Consider the following 17390-nt stretch of genomic DNA (forward strand, 5'->3'; position numbering starts at 1 on the left):
CCCGTCGCGAAAGGAGCAAGCACTAATGGCGACACTCGAAATGCCGGTGTGGCAAATGATCAGTATCGCCGTGACCATCCTCGGCGCATTTGTCGGCGTTATGAAAATGCTCCTGGTGCAAATGGAACGGCGCCTGGATCAACGCTTTGCCGTGGTGGACAAGGACAGTGAGCGCCTGCGCGAGATGGAGATCGGCATGGAGCGCCTGCGTGGCGAGATGCCTTTGCACTACGTCCGCCGAGAAGACTGGGCACGCAATCAATCCATTATCGAAGCCAAGCTCTACGGCCTGGCACTCAAGTTAGAAAACGTTCAGCTCAAAGGACTACGCCCATGAACATTGATCCAGCCAAGGTGCGCCGGGAATCCCTGCGTTGGTACATTATCTTGACCCTCAACACGTCACGCCCCGTTGACCCCCACGAAGCTGTGGTGCTGTCGACTGTTCAGGGCATCTTCCCAGACGCCACCACCCTGGAGCTGCGGCGCGAACTGGACTACCTGGCCGACCGCGACCTGGCGACCCTGAAGAAACAGTCTAGCGGCGCCTGGATCTGCGGGTTGACTCGCTACGGTGTCGACGTGGCCGAGTACACCATCGACTGCGATCCAGGTATTGCACGCCCAGAAAAATACTGGAGCTGATGCCATGCCCCCGCGCAGCAAGGTCGCCAGTCTGCCCAAGTCAGTTAAAAACTGGTTCGACAAAGCCCTGGTCGAAAACAATTTCAGCGACTACGAAGCCCTTGCCGAAGAATTGGCAAGCAGGGGCTTTTCGATCAGCAAGTCAGCGCTGCATCGTTATGGTCAAGACTTCGAGTCCAAACTCTCTGCCCTGAAGATGGCGAGCGAGCAGGCGCGTGCCGTGGTGGCTGCTGCGCCGGATGAGGAAGGCGCGGTCAACGAAGCGTTGATGCGCCTGGTGCAGGAACATCTGTTCAAACTGTTGATGAAAGATGGCGATCAAATGGACCTGCCGAAGGTAGCCAAGGCCGTGGCCGAGCTGGGCAAGGCTTCGGTGGTGCAGAAGAAATGGCAAGCCGAGTGGCGGGAGAAGGTCGAAACGGCAGCGGCTCGCGTTGATAAAATTGCCAAGAAAGGTGGGATGACTCAGGCAACGGCCGACGAAATCCGGCGCGAGATTCTGGGGATGGCATCGTGAGCCTCCCCCTTATCCTGGACAGCACCGCCACCTTGCTCGCACCGGCCGTGCTACTCGACTATCAGAAGGAATGGATCGGTATCCGCGCCCCGCTCAAGGTGGGCGAGAAGTCCCGGCGTATTGGCCTCACCTGGGCCGAAGCAGCAGATAACGTCCTGGTGGCAGCTTCAGAAAAATCGGCGGGCGGCCAGACGGTCTACTACCTGGGCTACAACCAGGACATGACAGTCGAATATATCCAGGCTTGTGCTATGTGGGCGCGGGCATACAACTATGCAGCAGAGCAAATCGAAGAAGGCATCTGGCCTGATAGCGATCCTGACAAGCACATCAAGACTTACACCATCGCATTCCCCAGCGGCCACCGCATCGTCGCATTGACCAGTCGGCCTTCCAACCTGCGGGGCCGTCAGGGCGTTGTCGTGATCGACGAAGCTGCATTCCATGCGGACTTGGCCGAGTTGCTGAAAGCGGCCATGGCACTTCTGATTTGGGGCGGTGAAGTCCATGTGATCAGCACCCACGATGGCACCGAAAATCCCTTTAATGACCTGATCAATGAGATCCGGGCAGGCAAGCGCAATGGCGAAGTTTTCCGCTGCACGTTCGGTGAAGCAGTAGCTGACGGGCTGTACAAACGTGTCTGCTTGCGTAAGGGAATTGAGTACAGGCTTGAGGACGAACTCGCCTGGGTGAAGGATGTATACGGATTCTACGGCGATGCAGCCGACGAGGAACTGGACTGTGTTCCATCCCAGGGCGGCGGTGCCTTTCTCAGTATGGCCCTGGTCGAACAGCGCAGTAATCGCAATGTGCCGGTTCTGCGCCTGGCCTACCCGCAGGGTTATGAAACCATCGCGGAACACCTGCGCCTGGCCGAGTCCTTGGAATGGTGCGAAGAGCATCTGCTCCCGTTGCTCTCGGCAATCCCGCTGGACGTGCAGAGTTTTTACGGGATGGACTTCGGCCGCTCTGGCGACCTCTCAGTATTCTGGCCGCTGCTCAAAGAACAGAACCTGCGCAAACGCACGCCCTTTGTGGTCGAGCTGCGTAACGTCCCATTCAAGCAGCAACTGCAAATTAAGTTCTACATCATTCGTCGCTTACCCAATTTCCTCAAGGGCGCCGATGACGCCAGAGGCAACGGCTCGCAATTATCGGAAGACACTGCCGTTGAGTTCGGTTTTAACCGTATTGAACGGGTGATGCTCACCGAGGGCTGGTATCGCGACAACATGCCGCCGTTCAAGGCTGCTCTGGAAGACGACACCTTCTACGACATCCCGGCCGACAAGGACGTGGTTAGCGACGTGCGCGCCTTTCGGATGGTCAAGGGCGTGGCCCGCATCCCGGAAAAACGCACCAACGAGAAAGGCGAAAAGTCCGGGCCAAAGCGCCACGGCGACGCCGGTATCGCCGCCGTCCTGGCCGACTACGCATCCCGCCTGGAAATCGAGATCATCGAATATCACCGAGTCCAGCCCGCGTCCCAGCATGATCGCGAGATCCAGATCGGCGCCGGTTGGCGCTCCAAAAAAGGCATTTGGTAATGGCTCAATCCAAAATCGTCGACCAGTATGGTCGCCCGATCCAGTACGACAAGCTCACCGAAGAGCAGGCCGCAGCTCGCACCACCGGTATTCGCCAGGTTTGGCACCAGTCAGTGGCCAGCGGCCTGACACCTGGTCGTCTTGCCAGCATTCTGCAAGCCGCTGCCGAAGGTACTGCGCATGACTACCTGACCCTTGCAGAGGAAATGGAAGAGCGGGATCTGCATTACGCCTCGGTGTTGGGCACCCGCAAGCTGGCAGTGTCTGGCCTGGCAATCCGAGTCGAAGCCGCCAGCGACGACCCCGAGGACGTGCGCCGCGCCGATCAACTCAAGGAAGTCGTGGACTCACCCGAGTTCGGCGAACTGCAAGCTGACCTCACCGACGCCATGGGCAAGGGCTATGCCGTCTCCGAAATCATGTGGGACCGTAGCGGTAAGACCTGGAATCCGTCGCGCTTTGAACCGAGGGACCAGCGTTTCTTCCAGTTCGACCGCGAAACTGGGCGCGAGCTGCGCCTGCTCGATGAGGCCGACATGGTCAACGGCATTCCTTTGGTGCCATACAAGTTCATCGTCCACCTACCGCGCATCCGTTCTGGCCTGCCGATCCGGGGTGGCCTGGCACGTCTGGCGGCCGTTGGTTACATGTGCAAGGCCTGGACCTGGAAGGACTGGATGGGTTTCGCTGATATCTTCGGCATGCCCATGCGTGTGGGTCGCTACGGGCCAGGCGCGAGCAAAGACGATATCAACACCCTGATGTCAGCTGTAGCCAACCTTGGCAGCGATGCGGCGGCAGTAATCCCGGACAGCATGAAAATCGACTTCACCCAGGCGGCGAACGTAACCGGCGCAGGTGACTTCTTCAAAGGCCTGGCCGAGTGGTGGGACAAGCAGGTCAGTAAAGCTGTGGTCGGTCAGACGATGTCTACTGACGACGGCTCCAGCCAAGCCCAGGCAACGATCCATAACGAAGTGCGTCTGGATCTGTTGCAAGCTGATGCCAAGGCCGAATCGAACACCTTGAACCGCTACTTTGTCCGGCCCTGGTGCGATCTAAACTTTGCACCTGGTCGGCCATATCCGCGGCTGATCATCGACGTACCAAAGCCTGAAAACACCAAGATCTTGATCGAGGCGCTCGAAAAGCTTGTACCGCTGGGGTTAAAGGTCGAGCAGTCGGTTATCCGCGACAAGCTCAATATCCCAGCTCCGGCCGAGGGTGCCGAGCTATTGGGCATCCCAGCGCCAGTAGCCACTCCTGTATTGGCCCAGGCGATCAACAGCGAGCAAGTGCCAACTAAACCGGTGGTAATTCCAGACATCGTGGATAACCAGGTGCAGACAATGGAGCGTGCTGCTGGGGGATATATGGATGACATGGTCGAGCAGATCAAGGAACTGCTCGACTCAGTCAGCAGCCTGGAAGAGTTCCGGGATAGGTTGATAGAGATCTATCCGACTATGACCACCAATCAACTGGCCGACGCCATGGCCGATGGAATGATGGCGGCTAGTTTGGCTGGGCGTAATGATATTTTGAGAGGGTTATAACAGTGGCCGTCTCTCACGGTTCCTTGCCATTTAAAGAGCAGATCGACTTTTTCCGCAGCAAAGTTAATCTGCCAACTCGCACCTGGACGGATATCTATACCGCTGAACATGACTATGCCTTTGTTGTAGCCGGTGCAGTAAAAAGAGATCTGTTGACCGACTTACGGGGCGCTGTAGAGAAGTCCATCGCCAGCGGAGCCACCCTGGAACAGTTCCGAAAAGACTTTGACCAGGTCGTCGGCAAACATGGCTGGCAGTACAACGGCAGTCGTGGATGGCGCACTAATGTCATCTGGGAAACCAACTTACGGCAGTCCTATAACGCCGGGCGCGAAGCACAGATGGCTGACCCTGAACTGCGCAAACGACGCCCCTATGCAGTTTATCGCCACGGTGACAGCGCTCACCCTCGGCCGATGCACCTGTCCTGGAACGGTGTTACCTTGCCGCTCGATGACCCGTGGTGGGCAACCCATACCCCGCAAAATGGTTGGGGCTGCAAGTGCAAAAAGTTCATGGTCTCAGCCAGAGACGTAGAGCGCATGGGGCTTACAGTTGGCTCGGCGCCCGCCATCGAGTGGGAAGACAGGGTCATTGGCAAGAACAGCCCTGAAGGACCGCGAACTGTTCGTGTGCCAAAGGGAATTGACCCAGGCTTCGAATATGCACCTGGTCAGTCGAAACTTTCCGGCGCGGTCCCTCCTTTGCGGGCACATGATCCACTGCCTGAAATTGAGGGCAAGCCCGCCAGCGCTCACGCGGCAGGACTGCCTAATCGCCGCGCCAGCGATGCACTGCCAGCACCGCGCTCCGTTCCTGCCAGTCAATTGCTGCCATCGGGTTTGACCGACGATGTATACGTGGATCGCTTCCTGGCCGAGTTCGGTGCCAAACAAAGCGCGCCAGCATTGTTCAAGGATGTGACCGGTGACTCTGTGGTGATTGGTCGCGATATGTTCACAGTCAAACGCACAGGTGCCTTGAAGGTACAAAAGCGTGGCCGCGAGCGCACGCTACTCCTTGTTGCTCAGGCGTTGCGTGAACCTGATGAAATTTGGGTTCGCTTGGAATGGCTCTATGCACAGCAAAAAGCGGTAGTTCGCCGCCGTTACCTTGCGCGCTTTGAAGTCGAGGGCAACCCAGCACCTGCGCTGGCTGTGTTTGAAGTAGGCGATGATGGCTGGGATGGCGTAACGGGCTTTGTTGCTGACAGCGAAGACTACCTGGATGACCTGCGCCTCGGCGTTAGGTTGTATCGCCGCCCCCAATAAAAAGCCCCGACGCTGTCACGCCGGGGCCGCCCCGGATGTAGGCATGGAGGCCCTGACAGGGGCTGCTCATCCGATGGGATGTACTGATAGTAGGAGAGAACCGTGGCAGGTGCAATGCTCGATGTCACCTTAGATACCAGCCAGGTCGGCAAGGCCCTGGACGATTTGGCCGACCGCCTGGGAGACCTGACTACCCCGCTCAATGACATAGGTGAGTACCTTCAGATATCCACCGATAATCGGTTTAGACAGAAGGTGGCCCCGGATGGCTCACCCTGGGCGCCACTCTCACCCGTCACCCTCGCCAGAAAGAAAGGCAGCGGCATCCTGCGAGAGAAAGGCACGCTCCAGGACACGTTACGCAGACAAGTCACCAGCACGGAGTTGGCCTTCGGTACGGATCGCCCCTATGGTGCGGTCCACCAATTTGGGCAGAAGAAAGGAGCGTCAGGGACGACAGGTAAAGGTCGGTCTATTCCCTGGGGTGACATCCCGGCGCGGGAGTATCTGGGCCTTTCGTCAGACGACGAAACAGAGGTGCTACATATCATCCGTGAATACATCGCCGGTCCCATAGGCAGTTAGTCACGCACAAGCACGCAGGAGGAGAGATACTTATGAATCGACCCAACCGCGTGCAGGAGCCTATGACGAGGCGTTAGACATGCGTTAGATTTGGCCTGCGCCGCAATCTAAGGGCAATCGTATCTAGTCAACGTAAAGATGGAGTGGGCATGCCAAGGAAAATTAGCAAGATCACAGGTCTGTCGGGACACCCTGCCGCACCGTCAATGTTGAAAATGGCTGATATTGCTGCCCAGGCAGGCATAGCACTGGTATCTGCTGGCTCAGTCGTTCCGTCCATGATTTATGAGGCGTCAAAGCTCGCAGCAGAAAAGGTTCACGACTATATTCGCGGAAGGGACAACCGCCGAATTTTAGAGTTTCACCAGCAGTTACTTAACTGTGAGGGGCGGGAGGGGGAAAAAACCTTTGATGGTGAGATAGAAGACACCAACTTCCATGCATTGCTACAGGCTTGCTTATCCGATATCGAAGATGAGAAGACAACAGCCTATGCAAACCTTACACGCTCAATTATTGAGGGAAGGGTAAAGAAAGAGTTGCGAAGGCACTACATTATTTCTCTTAGAGATATCGCGTGGGATCATCTAGATTATTTGAGAGAGGCCTATGTCATTTCGAATTATTCGTTATTTTTACCTGGCAACCCAAAGACCATAAGGGTAGAGGGGTTTTTAACCAAACATCATCCAGGTAGCGGCCAACATCTAGCAGTTACCAGTTTAACTGCGAAAGGCTTCGTTGAAGGAGAGAACCTAAGTCAGCTCGGGGGGGATTTTGTCCAGGCCTGCTCGACCGAAGATGACTTGGCTCCAGGAGCTTATGGCTACAGAATATGGTCAAATCACAAGTGTGAAGTCCTTAGCCTTGTTGATCCGATGGAAAGCTCCTCGGTTATAGATTCAATAGCTACAGCATTAATGGAAATGGGAATAAAACCCCTAACAGGTGCTCTGGAAGGTAGCCTGAATCGCGAAGATCGAAATATTCATGCCACCTGCACCATTGTTGTCTATCGCCAAGGAAAGGTTCTGGACGAAGTAACACTGAAAAATCTAATTTATCGAGTGGGCAACCAGCCTGTTGTTCAAATTATAATTGATGACGATAGTATCGGTCCGCACGCTGCTCTCTTCTCCTCGCAAAATGTAGTAACCAATACCGTTATGACTCGCTCCGAAGCAGCAGAGGTAGTGCAGCTTTTAGCAAACCAAATCTTAGTAAAATATCCACCCCGCAGTAATTCTTAAACCCCCCTGAAATATCCCCCAGTCTAAGATGCCGCCAACAATGGCGGCATGAAAACTCAACTCGCCGTTAACTCTGAAATCTACAGCTCCGTCGAGCTTTCCGATGGGAAGGCGCCCGAGTGGGTAGAACTAATCCCAGCAGGCCCTAACGTAGTCGGCCGTGATCGTCGCACCTGGCTGTTCGACGACACGGCCCACCAGCTTGTACAAACCAACTTCACCAGCCGGGCAATCGATTTGCCTATCGACTGGGAGCATGCAACCCAGCGCCGTGCCCCTCAAGGCGAGCCCGCCCCGGCCGGTGCATGGATCAAGAAACTGGAAATACGCGACGGCGCGTTGTGGGGCCAGGTCGACTGGACTCCACGCGGCAAACTCCAGGTTGAAGACAAAGAGTACCGCTTCCTTTCCCCGGTTTTTGATTACGACGATGAGACCAAACGCATTGTGCGCATGGTCAGCGCCGCCCTTACCAACATCCCCAACCTCGTAATGACAGCACTCAACCAAGAGCAAATGGAGAACGCCCCTGTGAAACCCTCACCCGAGCTTTTAAAGCTGCTCGGTTTGCCTGAAACGGCGACCGCAGAACAGGTTTTTACCGCTACCACCGCCAAACTCAACGCCACTAACCAGGCACTCAATACCGAGTTGGGCAATCTGGAGCGGTTCGTGCCTCGTGCCGACTACAACGCGCTGGAATCCCGCGCATTGAATGCCGAGCAGGCCCTCACCACTCATAAAGCAGCAGAACACACCAAGGCTGTGGACGCAGCTATCACCCAGGCCACACAAGCCGGAAAGATCACCCCGGCCACCGTGGACTACCACCGCGCCATGTGCCAGGACGAAGCCGGTCTGACCCGCTTCAAGGATTTTGTAGATGCCGCGCCAGTCGTCGCGGACCCAACCGGTCTGAGCGAGCGCAACCCCAAAGGCACTTCCACCGCGCTCAACACCGAAGAGCAAGCCATGTGCCTGCAACTGGGTGTTGACCCGGCCGAGTTCGCCAAAAACAAACAGAGCGAGGGCTAACCCGTGGCGCTGACTCAAGATCGTAATACCCCCATGAAGGAAACCGAAGTCCTGGTGGTGCCCGTCGCGGCTAACGTTCGCATTTTTGCGGGTTCGTTGGTGGTAGCCACCGCCACCGGCTTTGCCGCACCTGGCTCCACCGCTCTTGGTTTGAGCTACCTGGGGCGGGCCGAAGAATCCGTCGACAACCGAGGCGGTGCCGCTGGTGCTGCTCAGGTCGAGATCCGCCACGGCAAGGCGTTCTGTTGGGGCAATGACGGCACCGTCACCCAAGCGCAGATGTTCAAGCCCGCATACATCGTCGACGACGAAACCGTGGCGGCTGCGGATGCAGGCGGCACCAGATCCGCTGCTGGTCGCATCGTCGGTATTGATGCCGACGGCGTATGGGTTGAGTAACTCCCTCTATATATAGGAGCGCATTGCGCATGTTAGTTAACAAATCCACGATTCAGGCAGCGTTCGTTGCCATGAAAACGCTTTTCAACAACGCCTTTGCGTCGGCTCCCAGCTCCTGGGAAAAGATTGCCATGAAGGTGCCCAGCTCAACCGGCAGCAATATGTATGCATGGTTGTCGGCGTTTCCAAAAATGCGCCGTTGGGTTGGCGAGAAGCACGTCAAGAGCCTGAAAGCGTTCAGCTACACCGTGGAAAACGAAGACTTTGAAGCGACTGTCGAAGTGGACCGCAATCACATCGAAGATGATCAATTGGGCATCTATGCGCCGCAAGCGCAGATGGCGGGCTTCTCAGCCAGGCAGTTGCCCGATGAAATCGTGTACGAGCTGGTGAACGGTGGCTTTGACAATCTGTGCTACGACGGCCAGTACTTCTTCGACACCGACCACGTCGTCGGCAATGGCAGCGTCAGCAACAAGGGCACTGCCGCACTATCTATCACGACCCAGGGTGCGGCGAAGGCTAGTTACGGTGCTGCCCGTACCGCCATGGGCAAGTTCAAGGACGACGAAGGCCGTCCACTGGATGTGCGCCCGACGATTCTCCTGGTTGGCCCAGGGCTGGAAGACACCGCCAAGGCCTTGCTGACCAGTGATCGCCTGGAAGACGGTAAGGTCAACCTGTACAAGGGCACCGCCGAACTGGTGGTTTCGACCCGCATCACCTCCGACACTGCCTGGTTTCTCCTGGATACCAGTAAACCCGTTCGGCCTTTCATCTATCAGGAGCGCAAGGCCCCGGACTTCGTCCAACAGACCGACCCACAGTCGGACGAAGTGTTCAGTCGCAAGAAATTCAAGTTCGGCGCAGAGGCACGGGCAGCCGGTGGTTACGGCTTCTGGCAGTTGGCGTTCGGCTCGACTGGCGAAGCCTAAGGGGGCGTTATGACAATCATGATCGCCTCCAAGCGCGACGGTTTTCGCCGTTGCGGCATCGCGCACTCCAGCCAGTCAACCTTTTACCCGGACGACTTCTTCACGGAAGAACAATTAAAGGCTCTCAGCAAAGAGCCTCAATTGGTCCTCGCTTATGTAGAGGACGAATTCGACCAGGTACAGGACCGCCGCGATGAAAACCTCCAGGAAGCCGACCTACAGAAAACGTCCGCCGCCGCACAAAACGCTCAGTCGCAGGCGCCTGAAACAAAATCTACAGCTCTGGGTGATGCATTGGTTCCATTCGGCAGCGTGCCCGTTGTCGGCGGTGGGTTTGGATTTGACAGTCCGGGATCTGGGCCTACTTCGCTTGTGATTAAGCAGGACAAGGGTCCACTGAACGCGGCCGACATCGAACTCGATGGACTCTGGGAAGAGGCCCATCTGGAAGACATGGCGCGTGAAGCGGCCAAGGCAGAGGCGGCGAAACCTCCAGCGAAAACCCGAAAACCCAAAGGCACCGAGGACAAAGGTAAATGAACCTTTCGCTACCGTCTGCCAGCCAGCTCCTGGTTCGATTTGGCGCCCGTGATATCGCAGAGGTTGCGGTCCCGGATACAGATCGCGTCATCGCCTCTGAGTTGCTGGTAGCGGCGGCGGCTGGTCAGCCCTTGGACGAATGGCCGCCCGAGGACATAGCCACCGCTGTTGCGACGTTGGCAAGGATCGCCGACGCCGTCACGCGGGCGCGTAGCGAAGTGTCGTTTTACCTGAGGTTCCGTGCGGTTGGCGAGGATGCTCCTGCATGGGTCACGGATGACCTGGCCGAGATCGCCCGCTATCACCTGTACGACGACGCAGGCAAGGAAGAGTCGACCGTGCGGGTGCTTTACAAGGACGTGATCAAGCGCCTGGAGACCCTTGCCAGGGAAGACAAGGAACGTGGGGCTTCGGATGGTGGACAGTCTGGTTTCAAGATCAGTCACCAGCCTCGGCTGATGACCCGCAGGACTTTGAGGGACTTGTGATGCTGGGCGACCTGGAAGACTTGATCGAAGGCCGACTCAATGAGTTGAGCAAAAACCTGCCTCGCTTGCGCGTGGCGAGCTACGGCGGCGAACTGGGCGACCCTGATCTGTTGCCGGAATTGCTCAAGCGTTGTCCGTCGATTTTGCTGATGGTGCCCAAGGCCATGATCAGGCCCAAGGCCCAGGGTCGCTACAGCATAAGTATCACTTTCCGCCTGGTGATTGCGGCTCGCCACCCTCGCGGGGAGAAGGAAACGCGGCGCGGCACAACTGACAAGGATGTTGGCACCTATGCGCTATGGGAGGCCTGCATGCACCAACTGGTTGACTGGCAACCTTGGGAGGGCCGCGCAGCCATCAAACCGATGGAGCTTTCCAACCTGGTCAACGGCAAGTTTGCCAGTGACCACCTATCTGTCCTGGGGCAGTCATTCAACATCGAACTGGACTGGGAAAAACCGAAAGAGGCCTTGCCCGATTTACTGGGCGTTGATCTGAACTACCACACCCCATCGGACAACCCCAACCCGGTGGCTACCGACAACATTGAACTGAGGGACGTGTGATGCAAGTTAAAGCTGCACCTGGTCATCGGGTGCCTCTGGAAGACGATCCGTACAAGTACATCGAAACAGCCAAGGCTATTGATATGCCGGATACCTCCTACTACCGGCGCCGGGTGGCAGCGGGCGAATTGATGCTCGTCGAGAAGCCAAACGGCGGTGCCAAACAACCTGCAAAGGAATCCGCTGAATGAGCATCGAATTTGAAACAATCCCGGCGTCAATTCGCAAGCCGGGCGTTTACATGGAGTTCAACACCAGCCTGGCGGTACGGAACCTGCCGACCAATAAGCAGAGCGTGTGCCTGATCGTTCCCCTGGGCGAAGGCGCAACGGTTGCGGCCAACATGCCAACACCGTTCTACAGCGCGCCCGAGGCCAAAGCTTTGTTCGGCGGTACTGTCGCCGAAGAAATGGCCGAAGCGTTTATCACGGCCTATCGCTACGCCTCAATCTCGGCGGTGGGTGTGGTTGTTGTGGATGACGCTGAGCCGGACATCAAGGCCGCACTGGACGCGACCGCACTGGGTGGATTTACCATTCTGGTCCCGGCCTGGTACAGCAGTACCGCGCTCACCGCGTTGCGCGAACATATCAAGGTCTATACCAACTCGATGGAGCAGCAAGGCATCATCGGCGTCGCGGCCTTGACCAGCACGCTATCCGCTGCGACCACCCTGGCTACGTCGCTGAACTCCGGCGCAATCAGCCTGGCGGTGTTGCCAGGCACGGCATCCAGTGCGCGCCAGGTGGCCGCAGCTTATGCCGCCATGATCGCGTCGGAAGAAGATCCAGCGCGGCCGTTGAATACCCTGGTGCTGTCCGGGATTAAGGTTCCACCTATCGCCCAACGCCTCGGCCGTACCGAGCAGGAAACCGCCCTGGCTAACGGTGTCACGCCGCTGGAAGCCGCGGCCGGTGATGTCATCCAGATTGTCCGCGCCGTAACCACGTACACCAAGTCTACGGCGGGTGTCACGGATGTGTCTCTGCTGGACCTGACCACCATCCGCACGCTGTATTACATCCGTATGGCGTGCCGTGACCGTATCCGCCTGCGGTTCCCTCGCTCCAAACTCTCGAAAAAGACCCCAGAAGCGGTTCGCGGCGAGCTGCTGGACGTGCTGCTCAAGGCGCAGGAGCTGGAGATCGTCGAAGAGGTCGAGGCCAATGCGGCCGGCCTGGTGGTCGAGCGTTCGGCCCAGGACGCAAACCGCCTCAATGCAACCATTCCCACTGATGTCGTCAACGGCCTGCATGTGTTCGCCGGTCGCATCGACCTGCTCCTGTAAGAGGTGATTTTAGATGGCTGATAACTATGTAGGGCAGATCGTCCTGGAGCTAAACGGGACCGACTATGAGGTCACGGGCGTCGAGCCGAACCTCAAGACGGGTCGTAAGGTCGTCAAGACGATGAATCGCACCGGCCGACCAGCAGGCACAGCAAAAGGCATTGAAGAGCACGAGCTGAAAATCTCGGTCGCTATTCCTAAAAATGGTGAACCGAGCTGGCGCGCCTTGCTGGATGCCAAACTGACAATTTATCCCCAGGACGGTGGCGGTATGCGTGAAACCTGGACTGGCTGCTCATTGATCGAACTCGGCAGTAAGTACCAGGTAGAAGGTGAAGCCACCCGCGACCTGACCATTGTTGCTCTCAACTACTACACGGAATAACACAATGACTGAGCAATCAAGTAAGCGCTGGGAAGGTCTGAGCATTACCCGCGAACTCACGATGGGTGTCTATTACTCCGGCTTGCGTCACAAGACCTTTACCTTGCGCGTTCCTGTTGCGGGCGACCTCGTCGCCGCGCAGGAGCTGCATCCTGGCGCGCCGTTTCAACTGATAACCCTGGAGGTCTATCGCCGTCAGTTGTTGTCCCTGGGCGAGATCCCCGCCGATGCGCTGACAACTGAATTGCTCCTGGGCGAGTTGACCGAAAGCGACTTGGCCATCATCGCCGACGCCGATGCCGAGCTGGAAAAAAAGCTCGCGCCGCCGAGCGCGGCAACGCCGACTGGCGGCGAATCGAACACGCCTTCGTCCGGCACGGCTACCGACTAGAAGAGCTGCGCCAGATGACCAGGGCCGAAATTGATGCCCGTATTGATCTGATCATCGGCAAGGTCAAAGGCACCCGCTACGTCAGCAAGCGCCAGCGCAAAGCGTTGCCGAAACCAAAAAGATAGGCTCGATACCGGGCCTTTCCTATTCCTGTAAGACCCTTTCCGGGAGTTTCCCATGTCCGATCTGCGCGTCGCGCTCCGTTTCCAGGCCCATGCGGGCAACAGTCGACGTGAGATCGAGCAGATCAACCGTGACTTACGCAAAGCCGGTAAAGAGGGAGCAAAGTCCCTGGCCGATGAAAGCTGGAAGGCATCCTCGGCCATCACCAAAGTGGGCCAGGTCGGGGCCAATAGCTATAAAACCATCCGTAGTGCCATGCGTGAAACTACGAAGGCAGGTTCCGGCACGCGCATCGAGGTCAGCAAAACATCCGCTGAACTCAAGGAGATGTCCAACGCCGCCCGTAAGGCTGCGCGTGATGCCAAAACCGAGTTAATAGGTGCTGACCGTCAAGGTGTTCAGCCACTGCGACAGAGTGTGGATCGGACAGAAACGTCCTTTCGGCGAATGGCTCAGAACAGCGGCCGTAGCCTGCGCACGTTGAAAACCATTGCTATGGGTGTTCGCCAAGAGTTCGACCGCCTCAAGGGACTAGGCGGAAGCATGCACGGGCAATTAGCTGGTGTCGGTGTTGGTGTTGGGGTGCTTTCGGGAATGAAAGCAAATGCTGATCTGGAGCGTGGGCTGATCCGTACAAAACAAACTGCTGATATGAGCGGAGAGCAAAAGGACGATTGGAAAAAAGAAGGCTTCAGAATTGCTACTGCCAATGGCATTAGCAGAGAAGATGTTGATCGTGGTTTCAACACATTGATTGCATCCGGCGTGAATTATGATGCGGCTAGAATGACAGCTGATGCAATTGGACAAACTACTGCTGTGACTGGTGCTGACTCGGCTGTTTTAGGCAAGGCAGTAGTTTCGGGGGCTAGTGCATTCAATCTTGATTTGAATAAAGCAGGTACGGCCTTGGATCTGCTTCAAAAAATGACAGTGGCAGGACGATTGGGCAACGCCGAACTTGAAAACCTTGCTGACCTTTTTCCTAAACTAGGCGGCGCGGCCTCGGCAGCCGGTATGTCTTTGTCTCAAGCATTAGCCTTCACTGAAACGTTGTCGACTGTAGAGATGCAGCCTGATCGACTCGGCACTCTCGCAGAGTCTACATTGCGTATTTTTACCAACAAGCAATATCGAGATCGAATCACCCAGACAACAGGGGTCGGTTTCTTTAACAAAGACGGTAGTTCGCGGAATCCGCAGGATATCTTCGGAGATCTAAAAGGAAAGTACGACAAACTTGCTACCGACGAAATGCGCGCAAAGTTTATGGGCGTTGTATTTAAAGGAATGGACCAGGACACCGTTCGGGGTAGCCGAATTATGATGACAGGGAATCGTCTAGATACTTTTGGCGCTCAGACTAAAGAACTTCATGAGTCGGCCCCTGTTATCGCTCGCGACCTTAAAGAAAACACGGAAAGTGCAAGCGGTGTCGCAGGCAGGATGAAGGCTACGTTTGGCGAAGCCATCGACCGGATGGCTACACCTCTGAACAAGGGATTCGCTGATATGGGGCGTTACCTCCTGGATGACCTGAACCTGTCCGGCGAACAGATGCTGGCCGGTGGTGCCGCGCTGGGTGTTGGCGGTTACTACGCCGGTCGTGGTGCCAAAGCGGGTGCAGGGGCATTGCTCAACAAGTTCATGGGTGGCCCCGAAACCTTAAAAGGTATTGCCGTGGGTAAGGTGCTGGAAGAAGCCACGGGCGTTACATCTGTATTTGTTACCAACTGGCCTGCTGCTTCTCTGGGGGGCATTAGCGGGCCAGATCTGCCGAATGGTTCCAACTCCAGCAAGACTAAAGGCAAGCCAGGCGGATTTGTCGCCCCGTGGGTTGCCCCCCTGGCGTTGGGTGCGACTGCCACCCAGATCGGTGGCGCAAGTGCGACAGCAACAGATGAGGGCCGACTGGATGCCGCCCAGCGAAGCAAGTTGTTGAACGACGACCAGCGCACCTACCAAACGTCCTTCTACCGTAACCGTATCGCCCTGGCCGATCAAAACCCCGACCAATCATCTGACTGGCTGTCCACGGAAGCCCAGCGCTTGGCGCACCATGAAACTGGCCTAACTGCATCGGGCTTGCCCGTTAGCGGCGCCAACACCTGGGCGCAAGGTATCGCCAATCGTGGCCTGGCTGCGGGCGGCGAAACCTTCACTGCGCAACAGCAACTGCGGGACATGATGTCGCAATCTGCCAGCCAGCCGTCCACCTGGTTGGCTGCCCAGGCCCAGCGCCTGGCTACTCCACTTTCAGGCGGCAATGCTCCTGGTATGCCGGGCTTTGGCACCAATGGCGCTGCACCTGGTGCAGCCGGTGCCAATCCCGCCGCACAAGCCGCCGAGGAGCGGTTGCGGGCCTTGCTCGCACAGCCATTGGTCATTGAAGTTCGTACTGACTCACACATGTTCCAGGCCGAGGTCGAACGCCGAACCAATGTTCAGATGAGGCGCGGCGGATGAGCTGGGCAGAGAACCTGCTGGACGCCTCTTTTCGCGGCGTCCCGCTCCAGATCGAAAGCGAAAGCATGCAATGGCAGCGCGCTTTGTCAGAACATGGGACGCCGTTCAAGGATGGCGACCGGGTCAAAGACTTGGGCCGTGGCGCCCGACGCTTTCCCATGCAAGTGGTGGTGTTCGGCGTCAATTACGAGATCGAACTCCAGAACATCCTTCGTACCCTAAACACTCCAGGTACGGGCGAACTGATCCACCCGATCTATGGCAGCCTAAATGTCGTCAGCAATACCGGCGAGGTTAAGCACCACGCCGAGCGTCCCGACTATGCCGAGATCAGCATCCTGTTTGTCGAGGATACGCCCGACGCGCCGTTTTTCGAGCGGCAGTTTGAGTTCGTCGATATCGGCGTGCTGGGGCTTGAAGACGAATACACCTGGCAGGATGGCATCTTCGATCTGTTCGGGCGCATTGACTCCCTGGTCGGAGAAATTCAATCGTGGATCGGTGGCGGCTGGGTTGGCCTGATCGAAAAGGCTCTGGGCCTGCCAGGCATTGGTCTGCGTCTGCAACAACTGCGCTCGCAGATCCTCGGTGTGGTGTCTGGCATTGGGTCGATGGCTAAACGGCCGTCGGGGGCTTTTGATCCTCTGGTGGACCTGATGCGCACGCCTTCCGAGATCCGGGCAGCGATCCAGGGCAGCACCCCCAGTTCGTCGACGGCGCTGCTTGCCAGATCTGGCGTGCCCGCCGCATTGCCTGGCAGTGCCAGCCTGACGGCCGACGCCGCCCGTGCAGGCAGTGGCTTTTTGATCGGCGCCCGCCAAAGCGTGGCACCGACAGTCGAGCTGCTGGTCGAAGGCGTGCCAGGTAACACCGGCACCGCCCTGGTGCTACTGCCAAACGGCATGCCGGATGATCCGGTGATCGCCAGCGGTTTCGCCCTGGTAGTCCTGGTCATCACCGAACTGGCATTGGCCCATGCGCAGGCGGTCGCCTCCGTCATCGAGGACGAAGCCGACACACCAACCTTGAGCCCACTGGAACTGGAGGGACTGGTTAACCTGGTGCGTTCACTGGTGCAGTCATCCATCCTGTTGCAACGTCACCTGTACGACGTGGAGACCGCTCGGCCGATCATTGAGGCGTTACGCAACGTCGCCGCATTGATCCAGGCCCGTGCCCGCCAGGTCATCCTGCAAAGCCCGCCCATGATCGAGCGTGTGGTCGAAACCCCAGCGAGCCTGCGCCTGTTGGCCCACCGCTGGTACGGCGACCATACCCGTGCCGCCGAGTTGATCCGCCTCAATCCCGGCCTGAAAACGCCCCACAACATCGAAGCCGGGGAGATACTGCGTGCCTACGCCAAATAAAGCCCAGGAAGAATCCATACGCTTATCAATTGG

General features: G+C 57.3%; 20 protein-coding genes. All 20 read left to right on the forward strand.

The genetic code is table 11. From position 1 onward, the window contains the following. Positions 1-25: 25 nt before the first annotated feature. Complete coding sequence (locus AO268_RS28060; protein ID WP_099170521.1) at positions 26-337, forward strand: hypothetical protein; 312 nt, start codon at positions 26-28, stop codon at positions 335-337. Then, a complete protein-coding gene (locus AO268_RS28065) occupies positions 334-645 on the forward strand; it encodes a hypothetical protein (protein ID WP_099170522.1) in 312 nt (103 codons plus the stop codon). Before AO268_RS28060 ends, AO268_RS28065 begins: the two co-directional genes overlap by 4 nt. A 4-nt stretch (positions 646-649) precedes the next feature. Further along, positions 650-1162, forward strand: a complete 513-nt coding sequence (locus AO268_RS28070; RefSeq protein WP_099170523.1) for a DUF3486 family protein — start codon at positions 650-652, stop codon at positions 1160-1162. Then, a complete protein-coding gene (locus tag AO268_RS28075; RefSeq protein WP_099170524.1) occupies positions 1159-2712 on the forward strand; it encodes a hypothetical protein in 1554 nt (517 codons plus the stop codon). Before AO268_RS28070 ends, AO268_RS28075 begins: the two co-directional genes overlap by 4 nt. Beyond that, positions 2712-4268, forward strand: a complete 1557-nt coding sequence (locus tag AO268_RS28080) for a DUF935 domain-containing protein (protein ID WP_099170525.1) — start codon at positions 2712-2714, stop codon at positions 4266-4268. The genes AO268_RS28075 and AO268_RS28080 overlap by 1 nt, the downstream gene beginning before the upstream one ends. A 2-nt stretch (positions 4269-4270) precedes the next feature. Further along, the gene (locus AO268_RS28085) at positions 4271-5539 is read left to right on the forward strand and encodes a PBECR2 nuclease fold domain-containing protein (protein ID WP_099170526.1); all 1269 of its coding nucleotides are present in this window, start codon (positions 4271-4273) and stop codon (positions 5537-5539) included. 102 nt (positions 5540-5641) lie between these two features. Next, on the forward strand, positions 5642-6124 hold the full coding sequence (locus tag AO268_RS28090) for a phage virion morphogenesis protein (protein ID WP_099170527.1): 483 nt from the start codon (positions 5642-5644) through the stop codon (positions 6122-6124). Between the two features lie 149 nt (positions 6125-6273). Next, on the forward strand, positions 6274-7374 hold the full coding sequence (locus AO268_RS28095; RefSeq protein WP_099170528.1) for a hypothetical protein: 1101 nt from the start codon (positions 6274-6276) through the stop codon (positions 7372-7374). Positions 7375-7422: 48 nt separating this feature from the next. Beyond that, complete coding sequence (locus AO268_RS28100) at positions 7423-8409, forward strand: phage protease (protein ID WP_099170529.1); 987 nt, start codon at positions 7423-7425, stop codon at positions 8407-8409. Between the two features lie 3 nt (positions 8410-8412). After that, complete coding sequence (locus tag AO268_RS28105; RefSeq protein WP_257154471.1) at positions 8413-8808, forward strand: hypothetical protein; 396 nt, start codon at positions 8413-8415, stop codon at positions 8806-8808. Positions 8809-8837: 29 nt separating this feature from the next. Beyond that, positions 8838-9743, forward strand: coding sequence for a Mu-like prophage major head subunit gpT family protein (locus tag AO268_RS28110; protein WP_099170531.1), 906 nt, complete (start codon positions 8838-8840; stop codon positions 9741-9743). 9 nt (positions 9744-9752) lie between these two features. Then, positions 9753-10283, forward strand: coding sequence for an HI1506-related protein (locus tag AO268_RS28115; protein ID WP_099170532.1), 531 nt, complete (start codon positions 9753-9755; stop codon positions 10281-10283). Continuing rightward, positions 10280-10771 (forward strand): phage protein Gp36 family protein, encoded by a 492-nt coding sequence (locus AO268_RS28120; RefSeq protein WP_099170533.1) that lies wholly within the window; start codon positions 10280-10282, stop codon positions 10769-10771. The genes AO268_RS28115 and AO268_RS28120 overlap by 4 nt, the downstream gene beginning before the upstream one ends. Then, positions 10771-11337, forward strand: coding sequence for a phage protein Gp37 (locus AO268_RS28125; protein WP_099170534.1), 567 nt, complete (start codon positions 10771-10773; stop codon positions 11335-11337). The genes AO268_RS28120 and AO268_RS28125 overlap by 1 nt, the downstream gene beginning before the upstream one ends. Further along, positions 11337-11528: a DUF2635 domain-containing protein gene (locus AO268_RS28130; RefSeq protein ID WP_099170535.1), complete on the forward strand. Its 192-nt coding sequence runs from the start codon at positions 11337-11339 to the stop codon at positions 11526-11528. The genes AO268_RS28125 and AO268_RS28130 overlap by 1 nt, the downstream gene beginning before the upstream one ends. Then, a complete protein-coding gene (locus AO268_RS28135; protein WP_099170536.1) occupies positions 11525-12625 on the forward strand; it encodes a phage tail sheath C-terminal domain-containing protein in 1101 nt (366 codons plus the stop codon). The genes AO268_RS28130 and AO268_RS28135 overlap by 4 nt, the downstream gene beginning before the upstream one ends. Before the next feature lie 13 nt (positions 12626-12638). Continuing rightward, positions 12639-13010: a phage tail protein gene (locus AO268_RS28140; RefSeq protein ID WP_099170537.1), complete on the forward strand. Its 372-nt coding sequence runs from the start codon at positions 12639-12641 to the stop codon at positions 13008-13010. A gap of 4 nt (positions 13011-13014) precedes the next feature. Beyond that, on the forward strand, positions 13015-13401 hold the full coding sequence (locus AO268_RS28145; protein WP_099170538.1) for a hypothetical protein: 387 nt from the start codon (positions 13015-13017) through the stop codon (positions 13399-13401). 177 nt (positions 13402-13578) lie between these two features. Continuing rightward, positions 13579-15990: a phage tail tape measure protein gene (locus tag AO268_RS28150; protein WP_099170539.1), complete on the forward strand. Its 2412-nt coding sequence runs from the start codon at positions 13579-13581 to the stop codon at positions 15988-15990. Then, positions 15987-17357 (forward strand): DNA circularization protein, encoded by a 1371-nt coding sequence (locus tag AO268_RS28155; protein ID WP_099170540.1) that lies wholly within the window; start codon positions 15987-15989, stop codon positions 17355-17357. Before AO268_RS28150 ends, AO268_RS28155 begins: the two co-directional genes overlap by 4 nt. The last annotated feature ends 33 nt before the right edge of the window (positions 17358-17390 follow it).

This window comes from Pseudomonas sp. ICMP 8385, from assembly GCF_002699915.1.
Lineage (GTDB): Bacteria > Pseudomonadota > Gammaproteobacteria > Pseudomonadales > Pseudomonadaceae > Aquipseudomonas > Aquipseudomonas gessardii.